Genomic DNA, 23,670 nt, shown 5'->3' with positions numbered 1-23,670 from the left:
TCGACATGTTTGTTAAATCAAGTAAGCCTAAAATTTAAAGTTTATTCATTTCGGCACAAAAATGAAAAACAGCACTGAAGAAAGGGGAGGATGAGCTCAAAAATTTCAGGTTATTTATTTGTGATTTTGAGAGAGTCGAATCCTCAAAAAAACCTCATTTTCATGAAGAATGGGAAAATAATAGAAAAATACTCAACTCATCTTGTCTTAAAACGCGTTAAACAACTCTTTTTAGACTAAAGTGGTACTAGGGTAGCGGAATTATTTTAAAATGGCTGTAATCGAAAAATATGCGCAAAAATCGATAAAGAATAAATGAGTGTGTTTTTGGGTTAAAAAATAATCATTTTTGTAATGAAAAAACGAATCTAGACACAAAATTTTTATAGGTTTTTTTTGCTCTTTTTATATTAAAAAAGCCACAACTTAACTGGTGGCTTTTTCATGAACTCGAGGAGTAATCGCTTATGAAGTAGGACCGTCTACACGCTCAATACTTACTTTAGCAGTACCAGCATTGGTAATACCAAGGCGTTTAGCTGCACCGTATGATAAATCAAGCACACGATTACCATGGAAAGGACCACGATCGTTTACTTTTACCACTACGCTTTTGCCATTGTCTTTGTTGGTGACACGGATATAACAGTTAAGCGGTAAGCTACGGTGAGCAGCAGTAAGTGCATTCATATCGAATGTTTCACCACTTGCAGTTTTACGGCCATGAAATTGACGACCATACCACGATGCCATGCCAGTTTGGCTAAACTTACGAACAGTATTTGAAGCTACTGTGTTAAGTTTTTCAATCACTGAAGGCTCATCTTCAGGGATTTCAATTTTAGCTGCGATAGCTTGACGACGGATTTGATCGCCAGAACGTTCAGTGATTGAAAGACTGTTAATGTTAGAGAAACGAGAATTAAAGTTTTGAGTATCTTTACTCAACACACGAGCAGCTAAATTTGCATTTGGACCATCTACATCGCTATTTAATGATGATGATTGCATCATTTCAGCGTGCAGTGGGGCCATGCTTAAACTAGCCGTCAGTGCAAGAATGTATTTCAGCGATAACTGCATTTATATAAACTCCTGAGAACATGCACTTTTTCATTTAGCCAAAGAGCTAAAAATTGAAGTGAACATGCCTAATTATTCACTTTTGCAATTGCTTGATTGGGGTGGATAATATTCATCGCTTACGGAGAGTGTCTAGTCTTTAACGAGAAATAGTTACAAAAAGGGCAAAAACTTACAGTTTTAGGTTAAAAAATAACCAAATATGTAACAAGGTATTTAAAATGTTTGTATTGTGATCGATTTAACAAAAATATTTATTGACTTTTACATAAACTCATCAAAAAGCTAGCCTATCGGCTAGCTACTTCTGTACCTAACAACCATACGGCAGTCGCATACATTCGGCTTTTGTTATAAGTCGTAATTACTTGAAAGTTCGGATAGGTTAAATAGTAAATTGGACCGTTATAGTCTTGTAATTGAATAACATTTACCATATCTAAGTCATCAATTTTGACTAACGGATTTAAAGGGGAAATCCCTTGATTTTTTAGTGCACCATACGGAGTGGGCTGGGTCAAATCTTTAGCAATGATACTTTCCGGATTTGAACCTGTGTAACGAGCCATAAAACCAATAGGTTGATCGCGTTGCCAGCCTTGTTTTGCTAAGTAATTTGCGATTGAACCAATCGCATCTTCTGCAGAGTTTCGTAGGTCGATATGACCATTACCATCAAAGTCGACCCCGTACTTACTAATGTTGCTTGGCATAAACTGCGGGAAGCCAATGGCACCAGCATAAGAACCTACAATACTATTGGTTGGATAACCTTCTTTGTAAGTCCATGCAATGAGAGCAGCTAACTCATCGCCAAAATATTCAGCACGGCGTGGGTAGCCAAAAGCTAACGTTGCAAGTGCATCACGAGTAATAAACGAGCCTTTATTGGCTCCATAACCTGTTTCAACACCTAAAATGCCTAGAATAACCGCTTGAGAGACACCAAATTGTTGTTCAGCACGATTGAGAGCATCGGCATATTGGTTTTTAAAGCGGACACCACGTTGAATAGTACCTTCGACTAAAAACATAGAGCGATAGTCGTACCAAGGCTTACTTTCACCAGGGCGAGTCATAATATTTATAATGTTTGGTAAATTTTTTGCACCATTCATAGCGGCGTCAACCTGTTCACCGCTTAAGCCATAAGTGCTCATGGCTTTTTGTTTAAAATTTAAATAGTTAGGATGAGTTACAAAATCATTGGCCTGAGCAAAATGACTTGTGCTAATAAGGCCAGTACACAAGGCAAGCACTTTTAAAGTTTTATTAACAAATTGAGACAACATATCTTTTTTAAATTCCAGATTATCGATGTGTATGAATAGACATGACTAAACCAAAAGTGGCCATTAAAGTAATAATAGCGGTACCGCCATAACTCATAAAAGGTAAGGGAACACCCACTACAGGTAAAATACCACTGACCATTCCTGCGTTTACAAATACATAAACAAAAAAAGACAAACCAAACGCGCCAGCCACTAATCGGCCATAATTATGAAAGCTTTGTAAACCGATTTGAAATGTTCTAAAAATAATGGCCGAATAAAGAATTACTAATATAAGTACACCAATTAAACCGAATTCTTCTGAGTAAGCAGCAATAATAAAGTCAGTATGGCCTTCTGGTAAGAAGTGTAAATGTGATTGAGTACCTTCGAGGAAACCTTTACCTGAGAACCCACCAGAACCGATTGCTGTTTTGGACTGAATAATGTTCCAGCCTGTTCCTAAAGCATCCGCTTCTGGGTCAAGCAACGTTAATACTCGTTGACGTTGATAGTCGTGTAAAAGGAATTCCCATGCAATTGGAATCACAATAGCTGCACAAGCTGCTGCTGCACCGATCATGCGCCAAGATAGCCCACTTAAGAACAGTACAAAAATCCCACTTGCTAATACTAATAGTGATGTTCCTAGGTCAGGCTGTTCTGCAATAAGTAAAAATGGAACACCAATTAACATTAAAGACAAAATAACCTGCGAGAAGCTAGGAGGAAGAGGTTTACGAGCTAAAAACCATGCAACCATCATTGGCATGCCAATTTTCATAAATTCGCTGGGTTGAACACTCCCGAACCCTGGAATATCGATCCAGCGTTGAGCACCCATGCGAACTTCACCAAAAACCATAACGCCAATTAAGGAAAACAGGCCAAATAAATAAAAATAAGGTGAAAAAGCTTGATAAACCTTGGGTGGAATTTGCGCTAGGCTAATCATGACCAGAAAGCCGATACCAAAGCTCATGGCCTGTTTACTGACGAGTCCCACATCTTGTGCAGATGCACTATAAAGTACCGTTAAACCTAACAATGCATTTAGGAATAAAAATAGGCATAACCAAGGGTCAATATGAAGCTGCTGCCAGCGTGAAGGTTGCATGGCAGTACTAAGGCCATCTCGAGGAGCTTGGCGTAAAAATTTATATTGTGGACTAGGAGACATGCGGCTTTAACTAAAGGTCAATCAGTGCTTGGCGCATGCTAACATAAACCTGATTTATGACAATGTATATCAATATTTTGCAATAAAAAAACCTGGCTCTCACCAGGTTTCCGATAGACTATTTTTTATTAGTTAAAGAATAGTCCATCATGATATTCAGCCATCGCTTTTAGTTCAGTGCGATTTAAACTTGGAATGAGTTTGTCGATCGCAATATGAACTGCTTTAGTTACAGCAGCAGCGCCAATATCGGCTGCTTTACGCTTAATCATGCCTAAATCTAATGTTTTATTAAAGTCAGACATAAAATGTCTCACCATAGCATCACCGAACTGTTTATATAGTTCTGCTAAGGCTGCTTTATTAATGTCATTACCCGCTTGAAGCTCGGCAAAATTATGCTTCAAGTTGGTAACTAGGCCAGCATCTAAAGCTACGCCAACTTTATATTGGCCTTGCGGATCTTTAAATAAGCTTTTCTCTGAAAACTCAACTGACTGTTTAACCACATCGTTTGGCGCTTTGCTGAGTAATTGCTTTAAAAGCACGGCAACTGTTGATTTGACATAACCAGCTAGTTTTTCGGCAGTATCTCTTTTTTCACTCGCTGGGAAATGTTGTACTAACTGAGTAAGTACATTTTCAATAATTTCTTCATTGAGTTGTAAAGCGATTTTGTCTCGAAGTGGATATAACGGTTCACTAGAATTTTTATTCGCAATTCCAGTCTGTATATCGTTCAATAAGCCTTCAGAAGGGGTAAAACCAAAAAACGGCATGGTGTATCCTCAAATTATTCGTTTTATTGTCGTGCCAATCGAATCGGTTTTGGCATCCATGTAAGATCCGATACTCGGCAAGGATTGATATCAAGTCCACCGCGGCGAGTATAAGTTGCATAAACCATCAGCTTTTCAGGTTGCAAATTTTGCCAAATATCGGCAAAGATTTGTTCGACACATTGTTCGTGGAAACCGTTATGCTGACGGTACGAAATAATATAGGCTAAAAGACTACGATAACAAGGTTTTTTGCCCTTAAAACGAATAAAAACTGTCCCCCAATCCGGCTGACCCGTGACTGGGCAGTTACTTCTCAAAAGATGAGAATACAGTTCAACTTCGATTTCTTCACCTGACTCATCAAGTTTTAAGAGAGTAGCATCAGGATGTTGTTCTAAACGCTCTGGCATAAGATCATCAATACAGATCCCTTGAGGTTTAGAAATCTCTAAATCATCTACTTGAAATAGGGTTAATTCAACTTTTGCACCTGCCGCAGCAGATAGATCTTTTTCAACTGTTTCAATGAATGACTGTGTAGAGTCAAACTGAGTGAAGTTAAGACTATTGAAATAAAGTTTTAATGACTTTGATTCAATTAAATTCGGTGAAGAAGCTGGCAGTGTAATTCTGCCAATAGCAACCTGTGGAATACCGTGAGCATTCAACCAAGAAATTTCGAAAACGTGCCACCAATCTTTACCTTGGGTTATACCTTCGATATGAGCATATTTTTCACGAGATTGAGCACGTGCAATTGGAAATAACACATCGGGTTGATAGCTAGTTGGATATTGGGTTTCTTTACCCAATAAAGACTGTTCGACACTCATTCACGCATTCCTGAACCACGAGCAAGTAAATAATAAGCAATTCCGTAAAGTACAGCACAGCATAATGTCACGATGATTAAAGAGAACGAAACGTTCACGTCACTATGACCTAAAATGCCGAAACGGAAAGCATTTACCATATAAACAATAGGATTAATTAAAGAAAGTTTTTGCCAAAAAGGACCAAGTGCACTAATGGCATAAAACACACCACCTAAATAGGTAAGTGGAGTAAGTACAAATGTTGGAATAATAGAAATATCATCAAATGATTTTGCGTAGACTGCATTAATAAAACCGCCTAAAGAAAATAAAACGGATGTAATTAATACTGTATATATAGTTACGAACCAGTTATGGATAAAAAGATCAGTAAAAAACATACTCATCGCGGTAACGATTGCACCAACCAAGACACCTCGACAAATACCACCAATAACATAGCCCCACAAAATAATATGCAGAGGCACAGGGCTCATAATCAGCTCTTCAATGCTTTTTTGAAATTTCACACTAAAGAAACTCGATGATACATTGGCATAACTGTTGGTAATGACAGCCATCATGATGAGGCCAGGTACAATAAATTGCATGTAACTTACGCCACCCATTTCACCAATACGTGAGCCAACCAAATTACCGAAAATGACAAAGTATAAACTCATGGTAATTGCAGGTGGTAATAAGGTTTGTGGCCAAATGCGTAGAAATCGGCGTACTTCTTTACGAACTAGAGTCCAGAGGGCAATTTGCAGTTGGTTGAAGTTCATTTTGCCGCTCCTTCAAGATTTTTCTCGACCATTTTGACAAATAGCTCTTCAAGACGATTCGATTTATTTCGCATGCTGCGAACACGAATACCTTGTGACTCTAAAAGTTGGAATAAATCATTTAATGTATGTGCTTTATCCATTGTTACTTCTAAAGTACTACTATCAATTAAATTGAACTTCACACCAATAATATTGAGCTGGAGTGGGGCAATAGGTTCAGCCAAATCAAAAATAAAAGACTCTTCACTCAGCTGGTTTAAGAAACTTTTCATGCTGGTATCTTCTTTAATGACACCACGGTCAATGATGGCAATTTGACGACACAACATTTCTGCTTCTTCGAGATAATGTGTCGTTAAAATAATAGAAGTACCGTTTTCGTTCATTTCAGTCAGAAAATCCCACATAGAACGGCGTAACTCAATATCTACACCTGCAGTAGGCTCATCTAAAATAAGAAGTTTAGGCTCATGCATCATGGCACGGGCAATCATAAGACGGCGTTTCATACCACCCGACAGCATGCGTGCTTGTATATTACGTTTTTCCCATAGGCCCAGTTTTTCTAAATAATGTTCTGCGCGCTTTTCTGCAATCTTTCTATGGATACCGTAATAACCAGCTTGCGTTACTAAAATATCAAATGCTTTTTCAAACTGCCCAAAGTTAAATTCCTGAGGGACAACGCCAAGCTGCTGTTTTGCCAAGGATGGATGAGTGTCGAGATTATGTCCAAAAATCTCAACTGTTCCTGAGGTCTTTTTCGTGAGGGAGCTGATAATACCAATGGTTGTTGATTTGCCGGCGCCATTTGGACCTAACAACGCATAAAATTCACCTTCAGGCACAGTGAGGTTAATACCTTTTAACGCCTGAAAACCATTACGATATGTTTTGGACAAATCTCTTAAAACCAAAGCATCAGTCATGAAATTCTCACATTATGAAAGAGGGGTATATTTTGAGCGATAATGATTAATAAACCAAGTAAAATAGTCGGAATTTTATAAAATTGAGATAAATTTATGAAGTTATTATATATAAAATGGTGCGCTCGGCGGGGATCGAACCCACGACCCCAGGCTTCGGAAACCTGTACTCTATCCAACTGAGCTACGAGCGCATGTGTGGGGCACATCATAGGAAAAAAACACTTGCAGGTAAAGCACGAAATACGTACCAAGTGAATTTAATGCTTAATTAAACAGCAGCTTGTTATGTTTTAGTTCTTTTGCTGAATGAGCTGAATTGAATAATTAATAGAGTGAAGCGTATGCGCCAGCTCATGAGGGGGAATCCTTGACTCTTGCAAACTGGTAATCCATTGCATTTGGCACATTTTTAGTTCTTGAAGATTTTTAATTTGTTCTATTTTTTGAATAAGTGGTTTGGCCATAAGCCCACAGTATTGGCTTAAGCTTTGTTTCATTAATAGTTGTATTTCTTCAAAAGTAAGTTGTTGAACAGGAATTGGTGGCTGAGTATTTTCAATATTTGAAGAATGGCATGATGGTTCTAGAGAAACTTTAATTTCTCCAGTCAAATCGGCACTTTCATTTTCATCTATGGTGCTTTTTTGTTGCGCTTTTACTTCTAAACTCGTGGTAGGTGGTACTGAGAGAGCTATCTGTTCAGTAAATTCTGAATCGTTTTCACTAATAGGGGCAATAAGCTTTAAGTCAATAAGTTGTTGAATGAGTTCTGGTGGAGCAATGCGTTTTTTAAACTCGGTATTGAGACTTTGAAAATCTTCATGATCAATTAATAGAAGTAAACGTCTTTGTTTGGCATTTAAAGCAATATTACGTTGTTGAAGCGCGACTCTTCCCAAATTGGTTCGATAAAAACCAGCCATCATTTTTCCCCAATATAAAAATGAAGCAGCCTGTTTGATTTTTTCTATCAAACAGTACTGTTCTTAATAAAATATAAATGGGGCTAACGATAAAACTCAAAAATGACAATATGATGAAGAATTTATGAATATCATCTATTTAGGCCGTTAAAATGCACTTTCTAATGCTTTACGTAGGTAAACGTCCAGCTCGTCTTGGCGCAATAGCCATTGAATATAGTCTTTAGGGAGTTCAGCAATAGCTGTACCTTTATGCTTGCCAAAGTTAATTGTTGTGGGAATACGTGCTTCTTCAGAAACACGGTACAACTCTTCAATGTCATGAATATTTAAATGATAGACAATATGCATCAAGATATTGGCAGTTAAAATAATATCCGCATCGGCACGGTGCGCGCCTTTGAGTAATTCACGAGCTTTACTGCTGCCTTGAGAAATCATATAGATCAGTGCTGAGATATTATGCGCTTCTGCATCAGGCCAGGTTTTACGTGCTAAAGCTAGCGTACAAATTGGTTTGATATGAGAAACATCTACACCGCAACGCGCAATCGCGGCAATATCATAATCAATATTGTGGCCAATAATATAAGTTGTAGTATCTGGCAATTTAAAAGTTTTATAGTGGGGCTGATTTTCTAAATCTGATTCTAATATATGGTGTACTGCCATAGCTGCGTAAGAGATGGGGGTCCCAACTTGATAAAGTTGATCAAACAATTTGCTTTTATCTAAGGTGAGCTTGCCTGCATTAATTTCAATTGGGGCATATGCAATTTCAATAGGCAAACCATTTAGTGTATGTGTTTCTGTATCTAAAATAATGGCTTGCATATCCGGCCCTTTAAACAATTACGAGTAACCAAGAATGTTAACAGTTGGCCTCGCACTTTAAAACCTGAAGTGAGGCGGAAAGTGGTGAGAACGACAATTTATATTAAAAATAGAATTTTTCAGGGATTGATTTTGTCGAATAGAACTTGCGGAAAATTAAGATTAGGCGTAATTGTTTTTAAGACATTAGCGAATGTTGATTAAAAAACTAAAGCACAACAAAAATGGAATTTAAGGGAAGATATACCAATGAAAATGAAACTATTAATGACGAGCGTTCTTAGTACGAGTTTATTTTTAGTCGCTTGTGGAGGTGGAAGTAGTGATGATGGCCCAGCTACTACTAATCCATCCGGAACTCCAACCAATAATATTCAAAATCCAGTTGTTAAAGTTGAAGCCTATACAAGTACTAACTTAGGATCAGTTGCCGCAGAAAGTAGTATTTTAACTTATAAAATGTTAGGTCAAAGTGGACAAGAAGTGCAGGCAACAAGTCTAGTGTTTACACCAAACACTCAACCACCAGTCGGCGGTTGGCCCATTGTAGTCTGGGCGCATGGCACTACGGGTGTGGCAGATGTATGTGCACCAAGTAAAGCAGCTTTAGCAGACAGTACAAAAGATTTAATTAGTAAATTATTAGCAGCAGGTTATGTTGTTGTGGCACCTGATTATGAAGGTTTGGGTACCCCAGGTATACATCCTTTCTTAAATGTTAAAAGTGAGGCTTTTTCAATTACCGATGCAGTGGTTGCAACACGCAATTATTTATCGCAACGTAATTTATTAACTTCGAAAAAATGGGTCACTGTGGGTCATTCTCAAGGTGGGCATGCTGCATTAGGTGCTGCACAATATGCGAGCCGTGCACAACTAGACTATAAAGGTACAGTAGCGGTAGCACCTGCTTCTAATTTAGGAAGTATTCTTTTAAATGGAGAATTAAAAGCTGCAAGTGCATCAGTATATGAAAAAAAGGCAATCTATGCGCAGCTTGATGCATTTACAGCGCTTGTTGTAGCAGGAATTCGTAATACCCATCCAGACTTTAATTATCTTCAAGTATTTACTGAATCTACTGCAAGGATTGCACAAGGCGCTGAAGGTTTTTGTTATGAACCTTTACTCGGGGATTTTAGCGCTACTATGCAAGTTTATATTGCAACTCATGGGGAAACATTAGATGGTTATACGCGTACACAACCTAATTTTATGGCTGTGCCACTAGTTAAAACATTTTTAGATAAAGATTCGCAGCCGTTACAAGTAAAAGTTACGACACCAATCATTATCTATCAGGGTTTAGCAGATTCGACAGTACCTAAATTGGCAACTGATCTATTGATATCTAATGCCACTACTGTAGGCACTAAAATTAATAGTTATGTGACGGGTAACTGGGATCATGGTACGGCGATGAGTAGTAATGTAGATAATATCGTTGCCGATGTGAAAACTTTAATGCCTCCGCAATAATGAATAAATATAGCGAAGCCCAAGTTTGGCTCCTAAATGAGTAAACTTGGGTTTCTTTGCTAATTTCTAATAACTTGAGTTTCCCAACCATCATATTCTGCATTAACTTGTTGAGCGAATTTCCAAAGTTGTAGCGTGCAAGTATCTATTGCATGGTGGTTTACATGATCAATTCTAGAAATTTGCAATTGATAAGGCGAATCCGTTCTGTCTTTTATTTCATTTTGTTGAACAATTTCAAATCCTAAAGGCTTAATCAATTCGAGGAAGATTGCTTGATCAGATTTATTTTTAAAATAAATCCAATGATCTACAGGACGGGCAATTTCAAGAGAATCTCCATGTTTTTCTAAATTTTCGATAACAGCATTATTTGAAATAATCTGCATGATTTCTGGACTTGGATACATATAATCAAAATAAGTTGACCAATTAGGGTCTGATTTTTGACCGAAACGATAATTATAGTTTGGATAAGATTGCATGACTTGGTGAATGATGTGGTTAACATCTAGTCCATCCTCACAATAAAAGTAAAAATCTCTCAAGTGATTATGTGTTAGACGTCCGGCATAAAGGATAGGATGTGTTGCAAGTGATAGAGTGATTTGATCTTCGATTTCGATGAGTTGATCAAATTCTTCATTAGACGATAACCCATCTTCTCTAGAATGATTCATTTGTATTTCAAGCCAAAGCAAAATCGGTTTAGATGTTAGTGGAGCAATTTGGGTTAAAGCTAGATTTAGAAAGTAACTTGCTGGTTGTTCATCTATTTGACAGATGTATATATTCCAATCTTCGGGAATTTCTAAAGCTTGATCAGTTGCTTGCTGGTCTGTTCTAATATGCTTTTTTTTGAACCAAAATTTATCAAGTAATCCCATATAGATATCCTTTTTATTTGTTTTATAGCATAACTAATAAGCTGAAGAAAATTCATAGATAATTAACTAAATATCAATCTGTGCAAGGACAAACTTCGTGTTACAATACGCACCAATCTTAGCACGGCTTAAAAGCCCTAATTTATAGGACCCCCGCTAATGTTTGCCAATATTTCCATTTCTGAATTTGATCCAGAATTAGCTCAAGCAATTGCTTCTGAAGATGAGCGTCAAGAAGCACATATCGAGTTAATTGCATCTGAAAACTATTGCTCTCCTGCGGTAATGGAAGCGCAAGGATCAAAACTTACGAACAAATACGCAGAAGGTTATCCTGGCAAACGCTATTATGGCGGTTGCGAATTTGTAGATGTTATTGAGCAAATGGCGATTGACCGTGCTAAAGAACTTTTTGGTGCAGATTACGCAAACGTTCAACCACACGCTGGCTCACAAGCTAACTCTGCTGTTTATCTAGCGCTTCTTAACCCGGGCGATACAGTTTTAGGTATGAGCTTGGCTCACGGTGGTCACTTGACTCACGGTGCAAAAGTTAGCTTCTCTGGTAAAACGTATAACGCTGTTCAGTATGGTCTAAATGCTGAAACTGGTGAGATTGATTACGAAGAAGTTGAACGTTTAGCATTGGAACACAAGCCACGTATGATCGTTGCTGGTTTCTCTGCTTATAGCCGTGTTGTGGATTGGCAACGTTTCCGTGACATCGCGGACAAAGTTGGTGCTTACCTTTTTGTTGATATGGCTCACGTTGCTGGTCTTGTTGCTGCTGGTGTATATCCAAACCCAGTTCAAATTGCTGACGTAACAACAACGACGACTCACAAAACGCTTCGTGGTCCACGTTCTGGTTTAATCCTTGCGAAAGCGAATGAAGAAATCGAGAAAAAACTTCAATCAGCTGTATTCCCTGGTAACCAAGGCGGTCCATTAATGCATGCGATTGCTGCTAAAGCAATCTGCTTCAAAGAAGCAATGTCTGACGACTTTAAAGCTTACCAACAACAAGTTGTGAAAAATGCTCAAGCGATGGCTGAAGTATTCATCGCTCGTGGTTATGATGTTGTTTCTGGCGGTACAGACAACCACTTATTCTTGTTATCTTTAATCAAACAAGACGTAACTGGTAAAGATGCAGACGCTTGGTTAGGTGCTGCTCACATTACTGTGAACAAAAACTCAGTTCCAAATGATCCACGTTCTCCATTTGTGACTTCTGGTATCCGTATCGGTACTCCAGCAGTAACAACTCGTGGTTTTGGTGAAGCTGAAGTTCGTGAACTTGCTGGTTGGATCGCTGACGTGATTGACAGCAAAGGTGACGAAAAAGTTATTGCTGATGTAAAAGCAAAAGTTGAAGCTGTTTGTGCAAAATTCCCTGTATATGCAAAATAATTTGTGTATATAAAAAAAGCGCCGTAAGGCGCTTTTTTTATTAACTACTCCAACCGCCCCCTAAAGCACGGATTAAATTGATGCTTGCAATGATTTGGCTGCCTTTCAGCTGAGCTGCTAATTGTTCTTGTTGCAAAATAGTGCGGTCAGAATCAATGACATCAAGATAGCTAATAGCACCTTCTCGATAACGTAAATGAGAAAGTTGATTGGCATGACGAGAAGAGGAGAGTGCTTGGTTTTGAGCCTGAATTTGCTGATCGAGAATTCTTTGATCAGATAAACCATTTTCAACTTCGCGAAATGCATTCAGTACAGTTTGTCTATAGTTGGCGACGCTTTCCTCATAAGCCGCTCTTGCTTGAGCAACGCCTGCTTTACGTTGTCCACCATCAAATAAAGGTAACGACAAAATAGTACCAGCGACAGGTCCTAGTAAAAAAGTCCGACTCGACCATTTACCCAACTCGCTTAAACTTGAAGATTCATAACCTAAAGCTCCTGTAAGACTGAGTTTTGGGAAAAATGCTGCACGAGCAATTCCAATACGCGCATTATCTGCTGCCATTGCACGCTCTGCAGCCGCAATATCGGGTCGTCTTTCAAGTAAAGTTGACGGCAAACCGGCAGGGAGACGGATACTATTTGCAGTTAAAGGTTGAACTGCCAAGTTAAAGTCTGCTGGTGGTTTTCCTAATAAGACTGCAAGCGCATGTTCTGCACTGGCTCTGTTACGAGCAATATTTAGGGCAGTGGTTTGTGCGGTAGCAAGTTCGGTTTGTGCGCGAGAAACATCTAATTCACTGCCCAGTCCGTTTTTAAAACGAAGCTGCATTAAATCTCGTGTTTCACCTAGCAATTTGATTGTTCGGTTATAAATTGCTTGTTCGGTATCAAGTTGACGTATCAGAAAATAACCTTGAGCTACATCCGCTTGTAGAGCTAAAAGTGCTGACTGATATAGAGCCTCTTGTTGCTGTAGATCCGCTGTTGCTGCGTTGACACTACTTGCTACACGACCAAATAAATCGAGCTCATATGAAACATTGGCTTGAGCGCGCCATAAGGTTTGAGCCGAAGTATGTGCATTGTCATCTAAACCGAGTGAAGCCGGAGACGGCTTTTGGCGAGTTGGCCCAAATCCGGCATCAATACTTGGTAAGCGTTCAGCTTGAGCTGCCGAACGTAATGCACGTGAAGCCTGAATATTTGCTGCCACCGCTTTTAGGTTCTGATTGCCTGCGATAGCTTGCTGTTCAAGTTCATTCAGTTGAGCATCATTGTAAATGCGCCACCATTCACCACGAGTTTGTTGATCGGCAGGTTGGGCAATCTTCCAGTTATTATCTTCAAGTTTGGGGTCAGATTCTTTGAATTTGACTGGCACTATAACTTTTGCAGGTTGATATTCTGGGGCCAATGAGCAGCCTGCAAGGAGCAGGCTTCCCATGAGTGAGGACAACAACCAATTTTGTTTTGATGTAATCACCAAATGTCCTCCTTAATGATCGTGTGGGCTAGCTAACGGCGCTTCATGAACTGCCGCAGAATGCAGTTTATGTTTGCTGTTGAGGGTACGAATCAGAACGTAAAAGGCCGGGGTGAGGAATAAACCAAAGAATGTTACACCGATCATGCCGAAGAATACGGCAACACCCATCGCATGTCGCATTTCAGAACCTGCGCCAGTTGAAGTAACCAGTGGCACTACACCCATAATAAATGCAATAGAGGTCATTAAAATTGGGCGTAAACGTAGACGACTTGCTTCAACAGCTGCTTTAAAGGCAGTCGCACCTTGCATTTCAAGTTCCCGCGCAAATTCAACAATTAAGATGGCATTTTTACAGGCTAGCCCGACCAGTACCATTAGACCGATTTGAGTAAAGATGTTGTTATCTCCAGCTGTCAACCAGACACCTGTCAGAGCCGCTAAGATTCCCATTGGTACAATTAAGATAACTGCTAATGGTAGGGTTAAGCTTTCATACTGAGCAGCTAATACTAAGAACACGAGTAATACGCTAATAGGGAATACCCAAAGTCCAGCATTACCAGCCAAGATTTTTTGGTAAGTTAAATCTGTCCATTCAAACTTGATACCACGCGGTAGAGTTTGTGCAGCAATACGTTCAACCGCAGCTTCTGCTTGGCTAGATGAATAACCTGGGGCAGGGCCGCCGTTAATATCTGCTGATGTGTAACCGTTATAACGAACGACCATTTCAGGACCATAGGTTTGAGTTACATTCACCAATGAAGATAATGGCACCATTTGTCCGGCACTATTACGGGTTTTAAGCTGCAAAATATCTTCAGGGTTAGCACGGAAAGGCGCATCGGCTTGTGCACGAACCTGATAAACACGTCCAAAGCGGTTAAAGTCGTTAACGTACTGAGAACCTAAATAAATCTGCATAGTGTTGAAAACATCTGTAACAGCAACGCCTTGCTGTTTAGCTTTTACACGGTCCAGATCTACGTTGAGTTGAGGTACGTTAATTTGATAACTTGAGAACATTGGACCCAGTTCAGGGGCTGATTGTGCTGCTTTCATAAAGTTTTGAGCAGCATCGTTCAAGGCTGAATAGCCTAAGGCACCTCGGTCTTCAAGTTGCAGTTTAAAGCCGCCCATCGTGCCTAAGCCCATCACTGGTGGTGGTGGGAAAACAGCGATATAAGCATCTTGAATAGCTGAATATTTCTGGTTGAGTGCACCTGCAATAGCATTTGCAGATAAGTCTTTAGCCTTACGTTCATCGAATGGCTTTAAGGTCACAAAGACAATACCGGCACTCGAGCTATTGGTGAAACCGTTAATTGATAGGCCGGGAAAGGCAACCGCACTTTCTACACCAGGTTGTTTAAGCGCAGTGTCACTCATTTTACGAATGACCGCTTCGGTACGATCTAATGACGCGCCGTTTGGTAGCTGCGCAAAGCTAATTAAATATTGTTTGTCCTGCGCAGGAACGAAACCACCTGGAACAATATAGGAAATACCAACGGTTAAACCTAGAAGTGCTGCATAGACACCCATTGCCGAAGCTTTATGGGAAATGACACGGCTGACACCTTGACTATAACGATCTGAAGCACGTGAAAACACACGGTTAAACAGTGCAAAGAAACGACCGAATAAACGATTCATAATACGTGTTAAGGCATCCGGTTTAGCATCATGTCCTTTCAGTAACAGCGCTGCCAAAGCAGGAGATAGGGTAAGCGAGTTAAATGCCGAAATAACCGTTGAAATGGCAATAGTCATGGCAAATTGTTTATAGAATTGCCCTGTTAAGCCTGTCATAAAGGCAAGAGGTACGAATACTGCAACAAGTGTTAAAGCAATGGCAATAATCGGTCCACTGACTTCTCGCATGGCACGGTAAGTCGCCTCCCTTGGGTTTAAGCCTGCTTCAATATTCCTCTCGACATTTTCGACGACCACAATCGCGTCATCGACGACAATACCGATGGCAAGTACCATCCCGAACAGTGATAGCGCATTGATTGAGTAACCAAAAGCGAGCATGAGTGCGAATGTACCAATAATTGAAACTGGTACGGCAAGCAATGGAATGATTGAGGCACGCCATGTTTGTAAAAATAAAATAACAACCACAACAACCAGTGCAATTGCTTCAAGTAAGGTATGAACGACCGCTTTAATACTGGCCCGTACGAATTGAGTCGGGTCATAAACAATGTCGTATTTAATTGAAGATGGAAAATCTTTTGAAAGCTCCTTCATTGTGCTACGCACTTGATCGGAAACTTGTAAAGCATTCGCACCTGGTGCTTGGAAAATTGGAATCGCGACCGCTTGTTTATTATCAAGTAATGAACGTAAGCCGTATTGAGAGGCTGCGAGTTCAACACGTGCAACATCACCCAATCGGGTAACCGCGCCATCAGGGGCAGTTTTTAAAATGATATCGGCAAATTCTTGCTCAGTGGTTAAACGACCTTGAGCATTCACTGAAAGTTGCAAAGGTGAATTACTTGGTGATGCACCGATTGTACCTGCTGCAACCTGAATGTTTTGTTCACGGATTGCATTCACAATTTCGGTCGCGGTGAGGTTACGCTGCGCTACTTTTTGCGGGTCGAGCCATACGCGCATCGCGTAGTCACCAGATCCAAATAAACCGACTTCACCTACACCTTGTAAACGTGCCAAACGGTCTTTTACGTTGAGCACCGCATAGTTACGTAAGTAGGTCATGTCATAGCGATTATCTGGTGAGGTCAGATGCACTACCATAGTTAAAGTAGGTGAGCTTTTTAGTGTGGTTACACCTAAGCGCTGTACATCTTCAGGTAAACGGGGCATGGCCTGAGACACACGGTTTTGAACCAATTGTTGGGCTTTGTCTGGGTCGATACCGAGTTTAAAGTTCACCGTAATGGTTAAATTACCGTCGCTGTTTGCTTGAGATTGCATATACAGCATGTCTTCGACGCCGTTGATTGACTCTTCGAGCGGAGAAGCAACCGTTTCAGCAATCACTTTTGGGTTTGCACCCGGATATTGGGCACGTACCACCACAGATGGTGGAACAACCTCGGGATATTCAGAAATCGGTAACTGAAATACCGAAAGGAGACCGGCGAGTAAAATCAAGACTGATAGCACACCAGCAAAGATCGGCCGATCAATAAAAAATTTAGAAATATTCATATGTGATTAACCTTTTGCCGGAGTTGATGTTTTATCTGTTGGCTGAGGTTGAGGAGGAGTAGCGCTAGCAGTGATTTGTGAATTTGGCATAGGAACGAGATGCGGTGTAACAGGGTCACCCGGACGAATCCGTTGTAAACCATTCACTACAATACGATCACCCGCTTGTAATCCACTATTTACGATTTGCAAGCCATCTTGTTGGGCACCGAGTTTTACTTCGCGGTAAGCAGTTTGATTTTTCGCATCCACTACTACGACAAAACGTTTATCTTGGTCGACACCAACCGCGGTTGGACTAATCAGAATCGCTGGGCGAGGTTGGCCTCCACCTAAACGAATTCGTGCATATAGGCCTGGTAATAAAACACCGTTTGGATTATCAAAAGTTGCGCGAACACGGATCGTACCTGAGGTTGTATTCAGGTTGTTATCGATTGAGTTGATCGTACCTTCGCGAGTAAAGCCTGTTTCATTGGCAAGTCCCATATAGACAGGTACTTGTGCTGAATTACGCTGATTACTGATATATTTCAGGTAAGTTTGTTCATCAACATCGAAAGATGCGTATAGGCGTGATACAGACACTAAACTTGTTAAAACCTGTGCGCCATTACCTGCAGAGACGACATTACCCACGGTCACTTCAGCTCGTGAAATTCGGCCACTGACTGGTGCAGTAATACGGGTGTATTCCAGATTTAAACGTGCAGATTGGACAGCAGCTCTAGCGGCTTGTAGGTTAGCATTGGCTGAACGTGCATCATTTTCGGCTAAATCCAGTTCTTGGCGAGAAACAGCATTACTCTGAATGAGACGTTGAATACGCGAAAGATTGCTGGCGGTATATGTTACCTGTGCTTCAGCTGAAGCAAGCTGGGCTTTTGCACGGTTCAGTTCTGCTTCAAAAGGACGAGGGTCGATTGTGAAAAGTAAATCACCTTTTTTAACGAGGCTTCCATCTTTGAAATGTACGGCAATGAGTTTTCCTGAAACTTGAGGCCGAATATCAACTTGATCAATTGCTTCTAAACGACCGGAATATTCTTGCCAATCGGTAATGGTTTTGCTTACTACTGGGGCTACATCAACAGTAGCAGCTTGTTGGGCAGCGGTTGGTGCAGCTTTTGCATCGGCATTTTCATGTAACAACATAAAACTGCCACCGGTTGCTAAAATAGCGACAAAGATGGCAGACAGTGCAAACTGTTTGCGGGAAAATGACATGAGGTGCTCCTAGTTATTTGGATACCTGTTTTCAGACTTTTAGTTATGGTCCGTATGGGAGAAACAGGGTTTATGGAATGGACGGAGCATAAAAGTTTGTCAATCACGAATAAATATATTAAATTTGATAACACTATTCGTATTTTTATAACAATTGATGTGTTTGCACTAGAAAATGCATTAATAGGAGTGTGTGTGTGGATCTATTTCATGCCATGAGAGTATTCAACAAAGTTGTTGAAACAAATAGTTTCAGTTTAGCAGCTGATAGTTTGGGTCTACCGCGTGCTTCTGTGACCACAACCATTCAGGCTTTAGAGAAGCATTTGCAAGTTCGATTGCTTAATCGGACAACACGAAAAATTAGTCTCACACCGGATGGCGCCGTATATTATGATCGGACAGCCCGTATTTTAGCGGATGTTGCCGATATTGAATCTTCTTTTCATGATGCAGAGCGGGGGCCAAGAGGTCAGCTTCGTATTGATGTGCCTGTATCGATTGGACGTTTAATTTTAATTCCAAGGCTCCGCGATTTTCATGCACGCTATCCTGATATTGATTTAGTAATTGGTCTGAACGACCGACCTGTAGATTTGGTTGGAGAAGCTGTTGATTGTGCAATTCGGGTGGGTGAATTAAAAGATTCAAGCTTAATTGCGCGTCGTATCGGAACTTTCCAGTGTGCAACCGCTGCTTCACCGATTTATTTAGAAAAATATGGCGAACCTACCTCAATTGAAGATTTGCAAAAAAATCATAAAGCGATTCATTTCTTTTCAAGCCGTACCGGACGCAACTTCGATTGGGACTTTGTGGTTGATGATTTAATTAAAAGTGTGTCAGTACGTGGACGTGTTTCGGTAAATGACGGTGATGCTTATATCGACTTGGCTTTGCAAGGTTTTGGTATAATTCAAGGCCCACGTTATATGCTCACCAACCATTTAGAATCAGGTTTGTTAAAAGAGGTATTGCCTCAGTGGACGCCAGCACCGATGCCGATTTCAGCAGTTTATCTTCAAAATCGTCATTTATCGCTTAAAGTAAAAGTGTTTGTTGATTGGGTCGCTGAACTTTTTGCAGGCTGTCCATTACTTGGCGGTACAGCTTTACCTTTCGACCAGAAATGTGAATTTGCCTGTGATAAAGAAACTGGTCATGAATATACAATTCGTACTTTGGTCGAGCAGCATAATATTGCTGAAGCTTATACGCTCAAAACTTAATCTTAAAATTTGATTGATTTTTCAACATTTAATCCGTCAATACAGATCATTGCTTAGACATCTTCATAAATCCTTAACTTATGGTATAGAAATTGCTGTTATTTCAGCAGATGAGTAAGTTCGAAATACTCAAGTTTTTATCACCTTATTTGTGTTTTAAGGAGAAGCTTCAAGATGGCAAGCTTTATGAAAAAAATATTCGTTTCAACAACCTTAGTTCTGGCTGCTGTTGCGACGAATGTCCAAGCAAAGGATTGGAAGGTGATTCGTTTTGGTACTGAGTCGTCTTATGCGCCGTTTGAATATAAAACACCGGATGGCAAGTTAACTGGTTTTGATGTTGATTTAGGTAATGCTATTTGTGCAAAACTCAAAGCTAAATGTGTTTGGGTTGAAAACTCTTTTGACGGGATGATTCCCGCGCTTAAAGCGAAAAAATTTGATGGCATTCTTTCATCAATGACTGTTACTGATGAACGTGCAAAACAAATTTTATTTAGTAGCAAAATCTACAACACACCAACGCGTATGGTTGCAAAAAAAGGTTCACCGTTATTACCAACACCTACTTCATTAAAAGGTAAGCGTGTCGGTGTACAGCAGGGCACAATTCAAGAAACTTACGCTAAAACCTATTGGGCTCCAAAAGGTGTAAGTGTTGTCCCTTATCCAACTCAAGATTTGATTTACCAAGACATGATGTCTGGTCGTTTGGATGCAACTTTACAAGATGCAATCATGGTTGATGGTGCTTTCTTAAAACAACCGAAAGGCAAAAACTTCTCTTTTGCCGGCGGCAATGTGGTTGATGTCAAAACATTGGGTGTAGGTGCGGCTATAGGTTTGCGTAAAGAAGATGCAGACTTGAAAGCGAATATCGACAAGGCACTCGCTGCAATCATTGCGGATGGCACATACAAGAAACTCGAGAAAAAATACTTCTCTTTTAGCATTTACTAATGATGTGAAAAATGTCGGCTGAGTGCCGACATTTTAAAATCTATTCTCATCTCATCAATATTAGATATTGTTTTTAAGGAGAAGATGAGTCATGTCTTTTTCTGGCTATGGGCCACTCCTTCTCAGCGGAACATGGATGACCATACAGCTTGCGCTGTTATCACTCTTGCTTTCTGTCATTATTGGCTTAATTGGTGCGAGTTCAAAACTCTCTAATATTAAAGCTTTACGTTATATTGCAACCGCCTATACCACGCTTATCCGTAGTGTGCCTGACTTGGTGATTATGCTGTTGTTATTTTATAGCTTGCAGTTGGGTCTAAACCAAATTACTGAAGCACTGCAAATGGATCAAATTGATATCAACCCATTTGTGGCTGGTGTGATTACTTTAGCGTTCATTTATGGTGCATATTTTACCGAGACCTTTCGTGGTGCATTTCAGTCGGTTCCAAGGGGACAAATTGAAGCAGCAATGGCCTATGGGATGACGCCGTGGCAGGTTTTTCACCGTGTATTATTCCCTCAAATGATGCGTTTTGCATTGCCCGGCATTGGTAACAACTGGCAAGTTTTGATTAAGGCGACCGCACTGGTTTCCATTATTGGCCTGACTGATATCGTAAAAATTACGCAAGATGCAGGTAGAAGTACCATGCAACTGTTCTTTTTTAGCATCGTCGCTGCTGCCATTTATTTGGCAATTACCACAGTGTCGAACCTGATCTTAATATGGCTTGAACGTCATTATTCTGCTGGTGTGAGGAAGGGACAATTATGATTGAAATCCTTCGACAATATTGGCAGTCATACCTTTGGACCGATGGCCTACAAATGACCGGTGTGGCGATGACTGCTTGGTTATTGGTGCTTTCTATTGGGATTGGATTTGTGCTTGCTGTGCCTTTGTCACTTGCGCGAGTATCAGAAAATATCTGGTTGCGTGGTCCAGTTTGGTTGTTTACTTATGTTTTTCGTGGCACACCACTGTACATCCAACTACTGATTATTTACTCGGGTATTTATAGCTTTGATTATATCCACGAGCATCAGACACTCGATGCATTCTTTCGAGAGGGCATAAATTGCACCATTTTGGCATTCGCGCTCAATACTGGTGCATATACCACTGAAATCTTCACTGGAGCAATTCGTTCTATTCCACATGGTGAGATTGAAGCTGCCCAAGCTTTTGGTATGTCAAAATGGAAACTCTACACACGTATTATCATTCCGTCGATGTTACGCCGTGCTTTACCGTTTTACGGAAATGAAGTCATTTTAATGTTGCATGCCACAACCATTGCATTTACAGCAACAGTTCCCGACATTTTAAAAATTGCGCGTGATGTGAATGCGGCAACCTATGACACTTTCAGTGCTTTTGGAATTGCTGCGGTGTTGTATGCGGTGTTGGCTTTTATTTTGATTTGGATATTTCGTAAGTTGGAAAAACGTTGGTTGGCATTTTTAAAGCCATCGAATCATTAGGAGACATAAATGGAACAGGTTGCAAAACTAGTGATTCGCGATTTACATAAGACATTCGGCGATCATGAGGTACTTAAAGGAATATCACTTGATGCAAATGCCGGTGATGTAATTAGTATTATTGGTTCATCTGGTTCAGGTAAAAGTACCTTGCTGCGTTGTATCAACTTTTTAGAACAACCGAGCAATGGTACGATTAAGCTCAATGGTGAAAAATTACGCACGGTCTTTGATAAAAAAGGCAATTTAAAAGTGGTTGAACCAAAGCAACTACAAAAAATGCGTACCCAGCTGATGATGGTATTTCAGCACTTTAATTTATGGTCTCACATGACAGTACTGGAAAATGTCATTGAAGGGCCAATCCATGTACTTGGAGTAAAGTGTTCTGAAGCGGAAGAACGTGCGCGCAAATATTTACGTAAAGTGGGATTACCTGAAAGCGTTGAAAGTAAATATCCGGCATTTTTATCTGGTGGTCAGCAACAACGTGTAGCGATTGCTCGTGCTTTGGCTATGGAACCGGAAGTGATGTTGTTTGATGAACCAACCAGTGCGCTTGACCCAGAGTTGGTAGGTGAAGTACTAAAAGTAATGCAGGGCTTGGCTGAAGAAGGACGTACCATGATTGTGGTGACACATGAAATGGGTTTCGCGCGTCATGTATCTAATCAGGTGATTTTTTTGCATCAAGGGAAAATTGAGGAACAGGGCCATCCTGATGAAGTACTCAATAACCCGAAAAGTGAACGTTTAAAGCAATTTTTGACGGGCAGTTTAAAATAAGCTGCTGATACCGAGTATGATGAAATTTTTTAAAAGGCTTCTCAGCATACTCGGTTGCTTTTTATTATATTTTATAGATGGGTGTTTTTAGAAAACACATTAATAATCACAATACCTGCGATCATTAAAGCCAAACCAATACAGGCAGCCAAGTCTAAATGCTGTTTGTAAAATATCCAGCCAATTGCAGAAATTAAAATAATACCTGCGCCTGACCAAATGGCATAGGCAATCCCGATCGGAATTGTTTTGAGCGTAAGAGATAATAAATAAAAAGCAACTGCATAACCCACAACCGTAATAATAGACGGAATTGGAACAGTAAAACCTTGAGATGCTTTTAATGCTGAAGTTGCAATAACTTCACAAGCAATCGCAATTGCTAAATAAAGATAAGACATGGGAAGCTGCGCCAGAAAGGGTTTTAATCAATCTACATGAGATGTTGATATAGTTTGACCAGTTTTAACGATTGTTCAATTTTTTTGGTACAAAAGTACCAGTAAATGGAACTAAACTGATAAATTGATTTTATCACTAGCAATATGCTCTAGACCATTTCTTCATTTATTTAATAGCTGGTCAGCATAGTCATAAAAAGAGGATCAGCGATTTTAACTTGAACCTCTAAATGGTTTTAAAAAGAGAATGAGCCGATTAAATTCAGGTCTTTAAATTTCTCTAATAATTGTTCTTTGTTTTCAATATGCACAGGGTCTTGTTTTATGCAATCGATGGGGCAAACAACCTTACATGTTGGCGCATCGTAAAAACCTACACATTCTGTACAACGAAGTGGATCGATTTCATAAACTTTGTTGCCTTCAAAAATAGCCGTATTGGGGCATTCTGGTAAGCACATATCACAATTGATGCAGTCATTTGTAATTAAAAGTGCCATAT

22 protein-coding genes and 1 tRNA gene are annotated in these 23,670 nt (G+C 40.0%); 7 read left to right on the top strand and 16 right to left on the bottom strand.

Annotation, left to right across the window (positions count from 1 at the left end):
• Positions 1 to 465: 465 nt before the first annotated feature.
• From EG365_RS01855 to EG365_RS01810, 10 genes are all read right to left on the bottom strand, one after another.
• Complete coding sequence (locus tag EG365_RS01855) at positions 466 to 1,083, bottom strand: septal ring lytic transglycosylase RlpA family protein (RefSeq protein WP_001177236.1); 618 nt, start codon at positions 1,081 to 1,083, stop codon at positions 466 to 468.
• A gap of 290 nt (positions 1,084 to 1,373) precedes the next feature.
• Positions 1,374 to 2,375 carry a lytic murein transglycosylase B gene (gene mltB / locus EG365_RS01850; RefSeq protein ID WP_000951088.1) on the bottom strand — a complete coding sequence of 334 codons (1,002 nt, stop codon included), beginning with the start codon at positions 2,373 to 2,375 and terminating at the stop codon, positions 1,374 to 1,376.
• Between the two features lie 19 nt (positions 2,376 to 2,394).
• Complete coding sequence (rodA, locus tag EG365_RS01845) at positions 2,395 to 3,537, bottom strand: rod shape-determining protein RodA (protein ID WP_000075224.1); 1,143 nt, start codon at positions 3,535 to 3,537, stop codon at positions 2,395 to 2,397.
• Positions 3,538 to 3,665: 128 nt separating this feature from the next.
• Positions 3,666 to 4,316, bottom strand: coding sequence for a hypothetical protein (locus EG365_RS01840; protein WP_001115740.1), 651 nt, complete (start codon positions 4,314 to 4,316; stop codon positions 3,666 to 3,668).
• A gap of 23 nt (positions 4,317 to 4,339) precedes the next feature.
• Positions 4,340 to 5,152 carry an NADPH-dependent 7-cyano-7-deazaguanine reductase QueF gene (queF, locus tag EG365_RS01835; RefSeq protein WP_000110166.1) on the bottom strand — a complete coding sequence of 271 codons (813 nt, stop codon included), beginning with the start codon at positions 5,150 to 5,152 and terminating at the stop codon, positions 4,340 to 4,342.
• Complete coding sequence (locus tag EG365_RS01830; RefSeq protein ID WP_001010536.1) at positions 5,149 to 5,922, bottom strand: ABC transporter permease; 774 nt, start codon at positions 5,920 to 5,922, stop codon at positions 5,149 to 5,151. Before EG365_RS01830 ends, queF begins: the two co-directional genes overlap by 4 nt.
• A complete protein-coding gene (locus EG365_RS01825; protein ID WP_000128669.1) occupies positions 5,919 to 6,854 on the bottom strand; it encodes an ABC transporter ATP-binding protein in 936 nt (311 codons plus the stop codon). Before EG365_RS01825 ends, EG365_RS01830 begins: the two co-directional genes overlap by 4 nt.
• A 117-nt stretch (positions 6,855 to 6,971) precedes the next feature.
• A tRNA-Arg gene (locus EG365_RS01820) sits at positions 6,972 to 7,048 on the bottom strand.
• Positions 7,049 to 7,147: 99 nt separating this feature from the next.
• The gene (locus EG365_RS01815) at positions 7,148 to 7,783 is read right to left on the bottom strand and encodes a hypothetical protein (RefSeq protein WP_017897439.1); all 636 of its coding nucleotides are present in this window, start codon (positions 7,781 to 7,783) and stop codon (positions 7,148 to 7,150) included.
• A 144-nt stretch (positions 7,784 to 7,927) separates the two neighbouring features.
• The gene (locus EG365_RS01810) at positions 7,928 to 8,614 is read right to left on the bottom strand and encodes a putative quorum-sensing-regulated virulence factor (protein ID WP_001147934.1); all 687 of its coding nucleotides are present in this window, start codon (positions 8,612 to 8,614) and stop codon (positions 7,928 to 7,930) included.
• A 249-nt stretch (positions 8,615 to 8,863) separates the two neighbouring features.
• Between EG365_RS01810 and EG365_RS01805 the strand changes: the two genes are divergently transcribed.
• A complete protein-coding gene (locus EG365_RS01805) occupies positions 8,864 to 10,093 on the top strand; it encodes an alpha/beta fold hydrolase (RefSeq protein ID WP_000782592.1) in 1,230 nt (409 codons plus the stop codon).
• 59 nt (positions 10,094 to 10,152) lie between these two features.
• On the opposite strand, the gene EG365_RS01800 is transcribed toward EG365_RS01805, so the two are convergent.
• Positions 10,153 to 10,980, bottom strand: a complete 828-nt coding sequence (locus EG365_RS01800) for a DUF695 domain-containing protein (RefSeq protein WP_000523677.1) — start codon at positions 10,978 to 10,980, stop codon at positions 10,153 to 10,155.
• A 159-nt stretch (positions 10,981 to 11,139) separates the two neighbouring features.
• Here EG365_RS01800 and glyA point away from each other — a divergent pair, with 159 nt between their 5' ends.
• Complete coding sequence (gene glyA, locus EG365_RS01795) at positions 11,140 to 12,393, top strand: serine hydroxymethyltransferase (protein WP_000457893.1); 1,254 nt, start codon at positions 11,140 to 11,142, stop codon at positions 12,391 to 12,393.
• 40 nt (positions 12,394 to 12,433) lie between these two features.
• Here glyA and adeH read toward each other — a convergent pair whose 3' ends face one another.
• From adeH to adeF, 3 genes are read right to left on the bottom strand one after another with little or no spacing between them, the layout of a single operon-like run.
• Complete coding sequence (gene adeH, locus EG365_RS01790; protein WP_000633124.1) at positions 12,434 to 13,882, bottom strand: multidrug efflux RND transporter outer membrane subunit AdeH; 1,449 nt, start codon at positions 13,880 to 13,882, stop codon at positions 12,434 to 12,436.
• A gap of 12 nt (positions 13,883 to 13,894) precedes the next feature.
• A complete protein-coding gene (adeG, locus tag EG365_RS01785; protein WP_001027056.1) occupies positions 13,895 to 17,074 on the bottom strand; it encodes a multidrug efflux RND transporter permease subunit AdeG in 3,180 nt (1,059 codons plus the stop codon).
• 6 nt (positions 17,075 to 17,080) lie between these two features.
• Positions 17,081 to 18,301: a multidrug efflux RND transporter periplasmic adaptor subunit AdeF gene (gene adeF, locus EG365_RS01780; RefSeq protein WP_000010636.1), complete on the bottom strand. Its 1,221-nt coding sequence runs from the start codon at positions 18,299 to 18,301 to the stop codon at positions 17,081 to 17,083.
• Between the two features lie 197 nt (positions 18,302 to 18,498).
• Here adeF and adeL point away from each other — a divergent pair, with 197 nt between their 5' ends.
• The 5 genes from adeL (at position 18,499) to EG365_RS01755 (ending at position 22,767) form a co-directional block, all read left to right on the top strand.
• Positions 18,499 to 19,530, top strand: a complete 1,032-nt coding sequence (adeL, locus tag EG365_RS01775) for a multidrug efflux transcriptional repressor AdeL (protein ID WP_002000718.1) — start codon at positions 18,499 to 18,501, stop codon at positions 19,528 to 19,530.
• Positions 19,531 to 19,704: 174 nt separating this feature from the next.
• Positions 19,705 to 20,490: an ABC transporter substrate-binding protein gene (locus EG365_RS01770; protein ID WP_000135840.1), complete on the top strand. Its 786-nt coding sequence runs from the start codon at positions 19,705 to 19,707 to the stop codon at positions 20,488 to 20,490.
• Positions 20,491 to 20,581: 91 nt separating this feature from the next.
• A complete protein-coding gene (locus EG365_RS01765; RefSeq protein ID WP_000010368.1) occupies positions 20,582 to 21,271 on the top strand; it encodes an ABC transporter permease in 690 nt (229 codons plus the stop codon).
• Positions 21,268 to 21,981, top strand: coding sequence for an ABC transporter permease (locus EG365_RS01760; protein WP_000569997.1), 714 nt, complete (start codon positions 21,268 to 21,270; stop codon positions 21,979 to 21,981). Before EG365_RS01765 ends, EG365_RS01760 begins: the two co-directional genes overlap by 4 nt.
• 9 nt (positions 21,982 to 21,990) lie before the next feature.
• On the top strand, positions 21,991 to 22,767 hold the full coding sequence (locus EG365_RS01755; RefSeq protein ID WP_000438614.1) for an ABC transporter ATP-binding protein: 777 nt from the start codon (positions 21,991 to 21,993) through the stop codon (positions 22,765 to 22,767).
• 71 nt (positions 22,768 to 22,838) lie between these two features.
• On the opposite strand, the gene abeS is transcribed toward EG365_RS01755, so the two are convergent.
• Complete coding sequence (abeS, locus tag EG365_RS01750; RefSeq protein WP_000121131.1) at positions 22,839 to 23,168, bottom strand: multidrug efflux SMR transporter AbeS; 330 nt, start codon at positions 23,166 to 23,168, stop codon at positions 22,839 to 22,841.
• A 236-nt stretch (positions 23,169 to 23,404) separates the two neighbouring features.
• On the bottom strand, positions 23,405 to 23,668 hold the full coding sequence (locus EG365_RS01745) for a YfhL family 4Fe-4S dicluster ferredoxin (RefSeq protein WP_001196299.1): 264 nt from the start codon (positions 23,666 to 23,668) through the stop codon (positions 23,405 to 23,407).
• Between the last annotated feature and the right edge of the window lie 2 nt (positions 23,669 to 23,670).

This window comes from Acinetobacter sp. FDAARGOS_494 (genome assembly GCF_003812225.1).
GTDB classification, from domain to species: domain Bacteria; phylum Pseudomonadota; class Gammaproteobacteria; order Pseudomonadales; family Moraxellaceae; genus Acinetobacter; species Acinetobacter baumannii.
Note: the sequence above shows the minus strand (reverse complement) of the source record. Positions and strands in the feature narration are given on the sequence as shown.

Excerpts from the sequence above, each read along its gene's own strand:
- EG365_RS01855 (WP_001177236.1), bottom strand. The coding sequence starts at position 1,083 with ATGCAGTTATCGCTGAAATACATTCTTGCACTGACGGCTAGTTTAAGC.
- EG365_RS01815 (WP_017897439.1), bottom strand. The coding sequence starts at position 7,783 with ATGATGGCTGGTTTTTATCGAACCAATTTGGGAAGAGTCGCGCTTCAA.
- EG365_RS01830 (WP_001010536.1), bottom strand. The coding sequence starts at position 5,922 with ATGAACTTCAACCAACTGCAAATTGCCCTCTGGACTCTAGTTCGTAAA.
- EG365_RS01810 (WP_001147934.1), bottom strand. The coding sequence starts at position 8,614 with ATGCAAGCCATTATTTTAGATACAGAAACACATACACTAAATGGTTTG.
- abeS (WP_000121131.1), bottom strand. The coding sequence starts at position 23,168 with ATGTCTTATCTTTATTTAGCAATTGCGATTGCTTGTGAAGTTATTGCA.
- adeF (WP_000010636.1), bottom strand. The coding sequence starts at position 18,301 with ATGTCATTTTCCCGCAAACAGTTTGCACTGTCTGCCATCTTTGTCGCT.
- adeG (WP_001027056.1), bottom strand. The coding sequence starts at position 17,074 with ATGAATATTTCTAAATTTTTTATTGATCGGCCGATCTTTGCTGGTGTG.
- EG365_RS01755 (WP_000438614.1), top strand. The coding sequence starts at position 21,991 with ATGGAACAGGTTGCAAAACTAGTGATTCGCGATTTACATAAGACATTC.
- queF (WP_000110166.1), bottom strand. The coding sequence starts at position 5,152 with ATGAGTGTCGAACAGTCTTTATTGGGTAAAGAAACCCAATATCCAACT.
- EG365_RS01765 (WP_000010368.1), top strand. The coding sequence starts at position 20,582 with ATGTCTTTTTCTGGCTATGGGCCACTCCTTCTCAGCGGAACATGGATG.
- mltB (WP_000951088.1), bottom strand. The coding sequence starts at position 2,375 with ATGTTGTCTCAATTTGTTAATAAAACTTTAAAAGTGCTTGCCTTGTGT.
- EG365_RS01770 (WP_000135840.1), top strand. The coding sequence starts at position 19,705 with ATGGCAAGCTTTATGAAAAAAATATTCGTTTCAACAACCTTAGTTCTG.
- EG365_RS01825 (WP_000128669.1), bottom strand. The coding sequence starts at position 6,854 with ATGACTGATGCTTTGGTTTTAAGAGATTTGTCCAAAACATATCGTAAT.
- rodA (WP_000075224.1), bottom strand. The coding sequence starts at position 3,537 with ATGTCTCCTAGTCCACAATATAAATTTTTACGCCAAGCTCCTCGAGAT.
- EG365_RS01745 (WP_001196299.1), bottom strand. The coding sequence starts at position 23,668 with ATGGCACTTTTAATTACAAATGACTGCATCAATTGTGATATGTGCTTA.
- EG365_RS01800 (WP_000523677.1), bottom strand. The coding sequence starts at position 10,980 with ATGGGATTACTTGATAAATTTTGGTTCAAAAAAAAGCATATTAGAACA.
- glyA (WP_000457893.1), top strand. The coding sequence starts at position 11,140 with ATGTTTGCCAATATTTCCATTTCTGAATTTGATCCAGAATTAGCTCAA.
- EG365_RS01760 (WP_000569997.1), top strand. The coding sequence starts at position 21,268 with ATGATTGAAATCCTTCGACAATATTGGCAGTCATACCTTTGGACCGAT.
- EG365_RS01840 (WP_001115740.1), bottom strand. The coding sequence starts at position 4,316 with ATGCCGTTTTTTGGTTTTACCCCTTCTGAAGGCTTATTGAACGATATA.
- EG365_RS01805 (WP_000782592.1), top strand. The coding sequence starts at position 8,864 with ATGAAAATGAAACTATTAATGACGAGCGTTCTTAGTACGAGTTTATTT.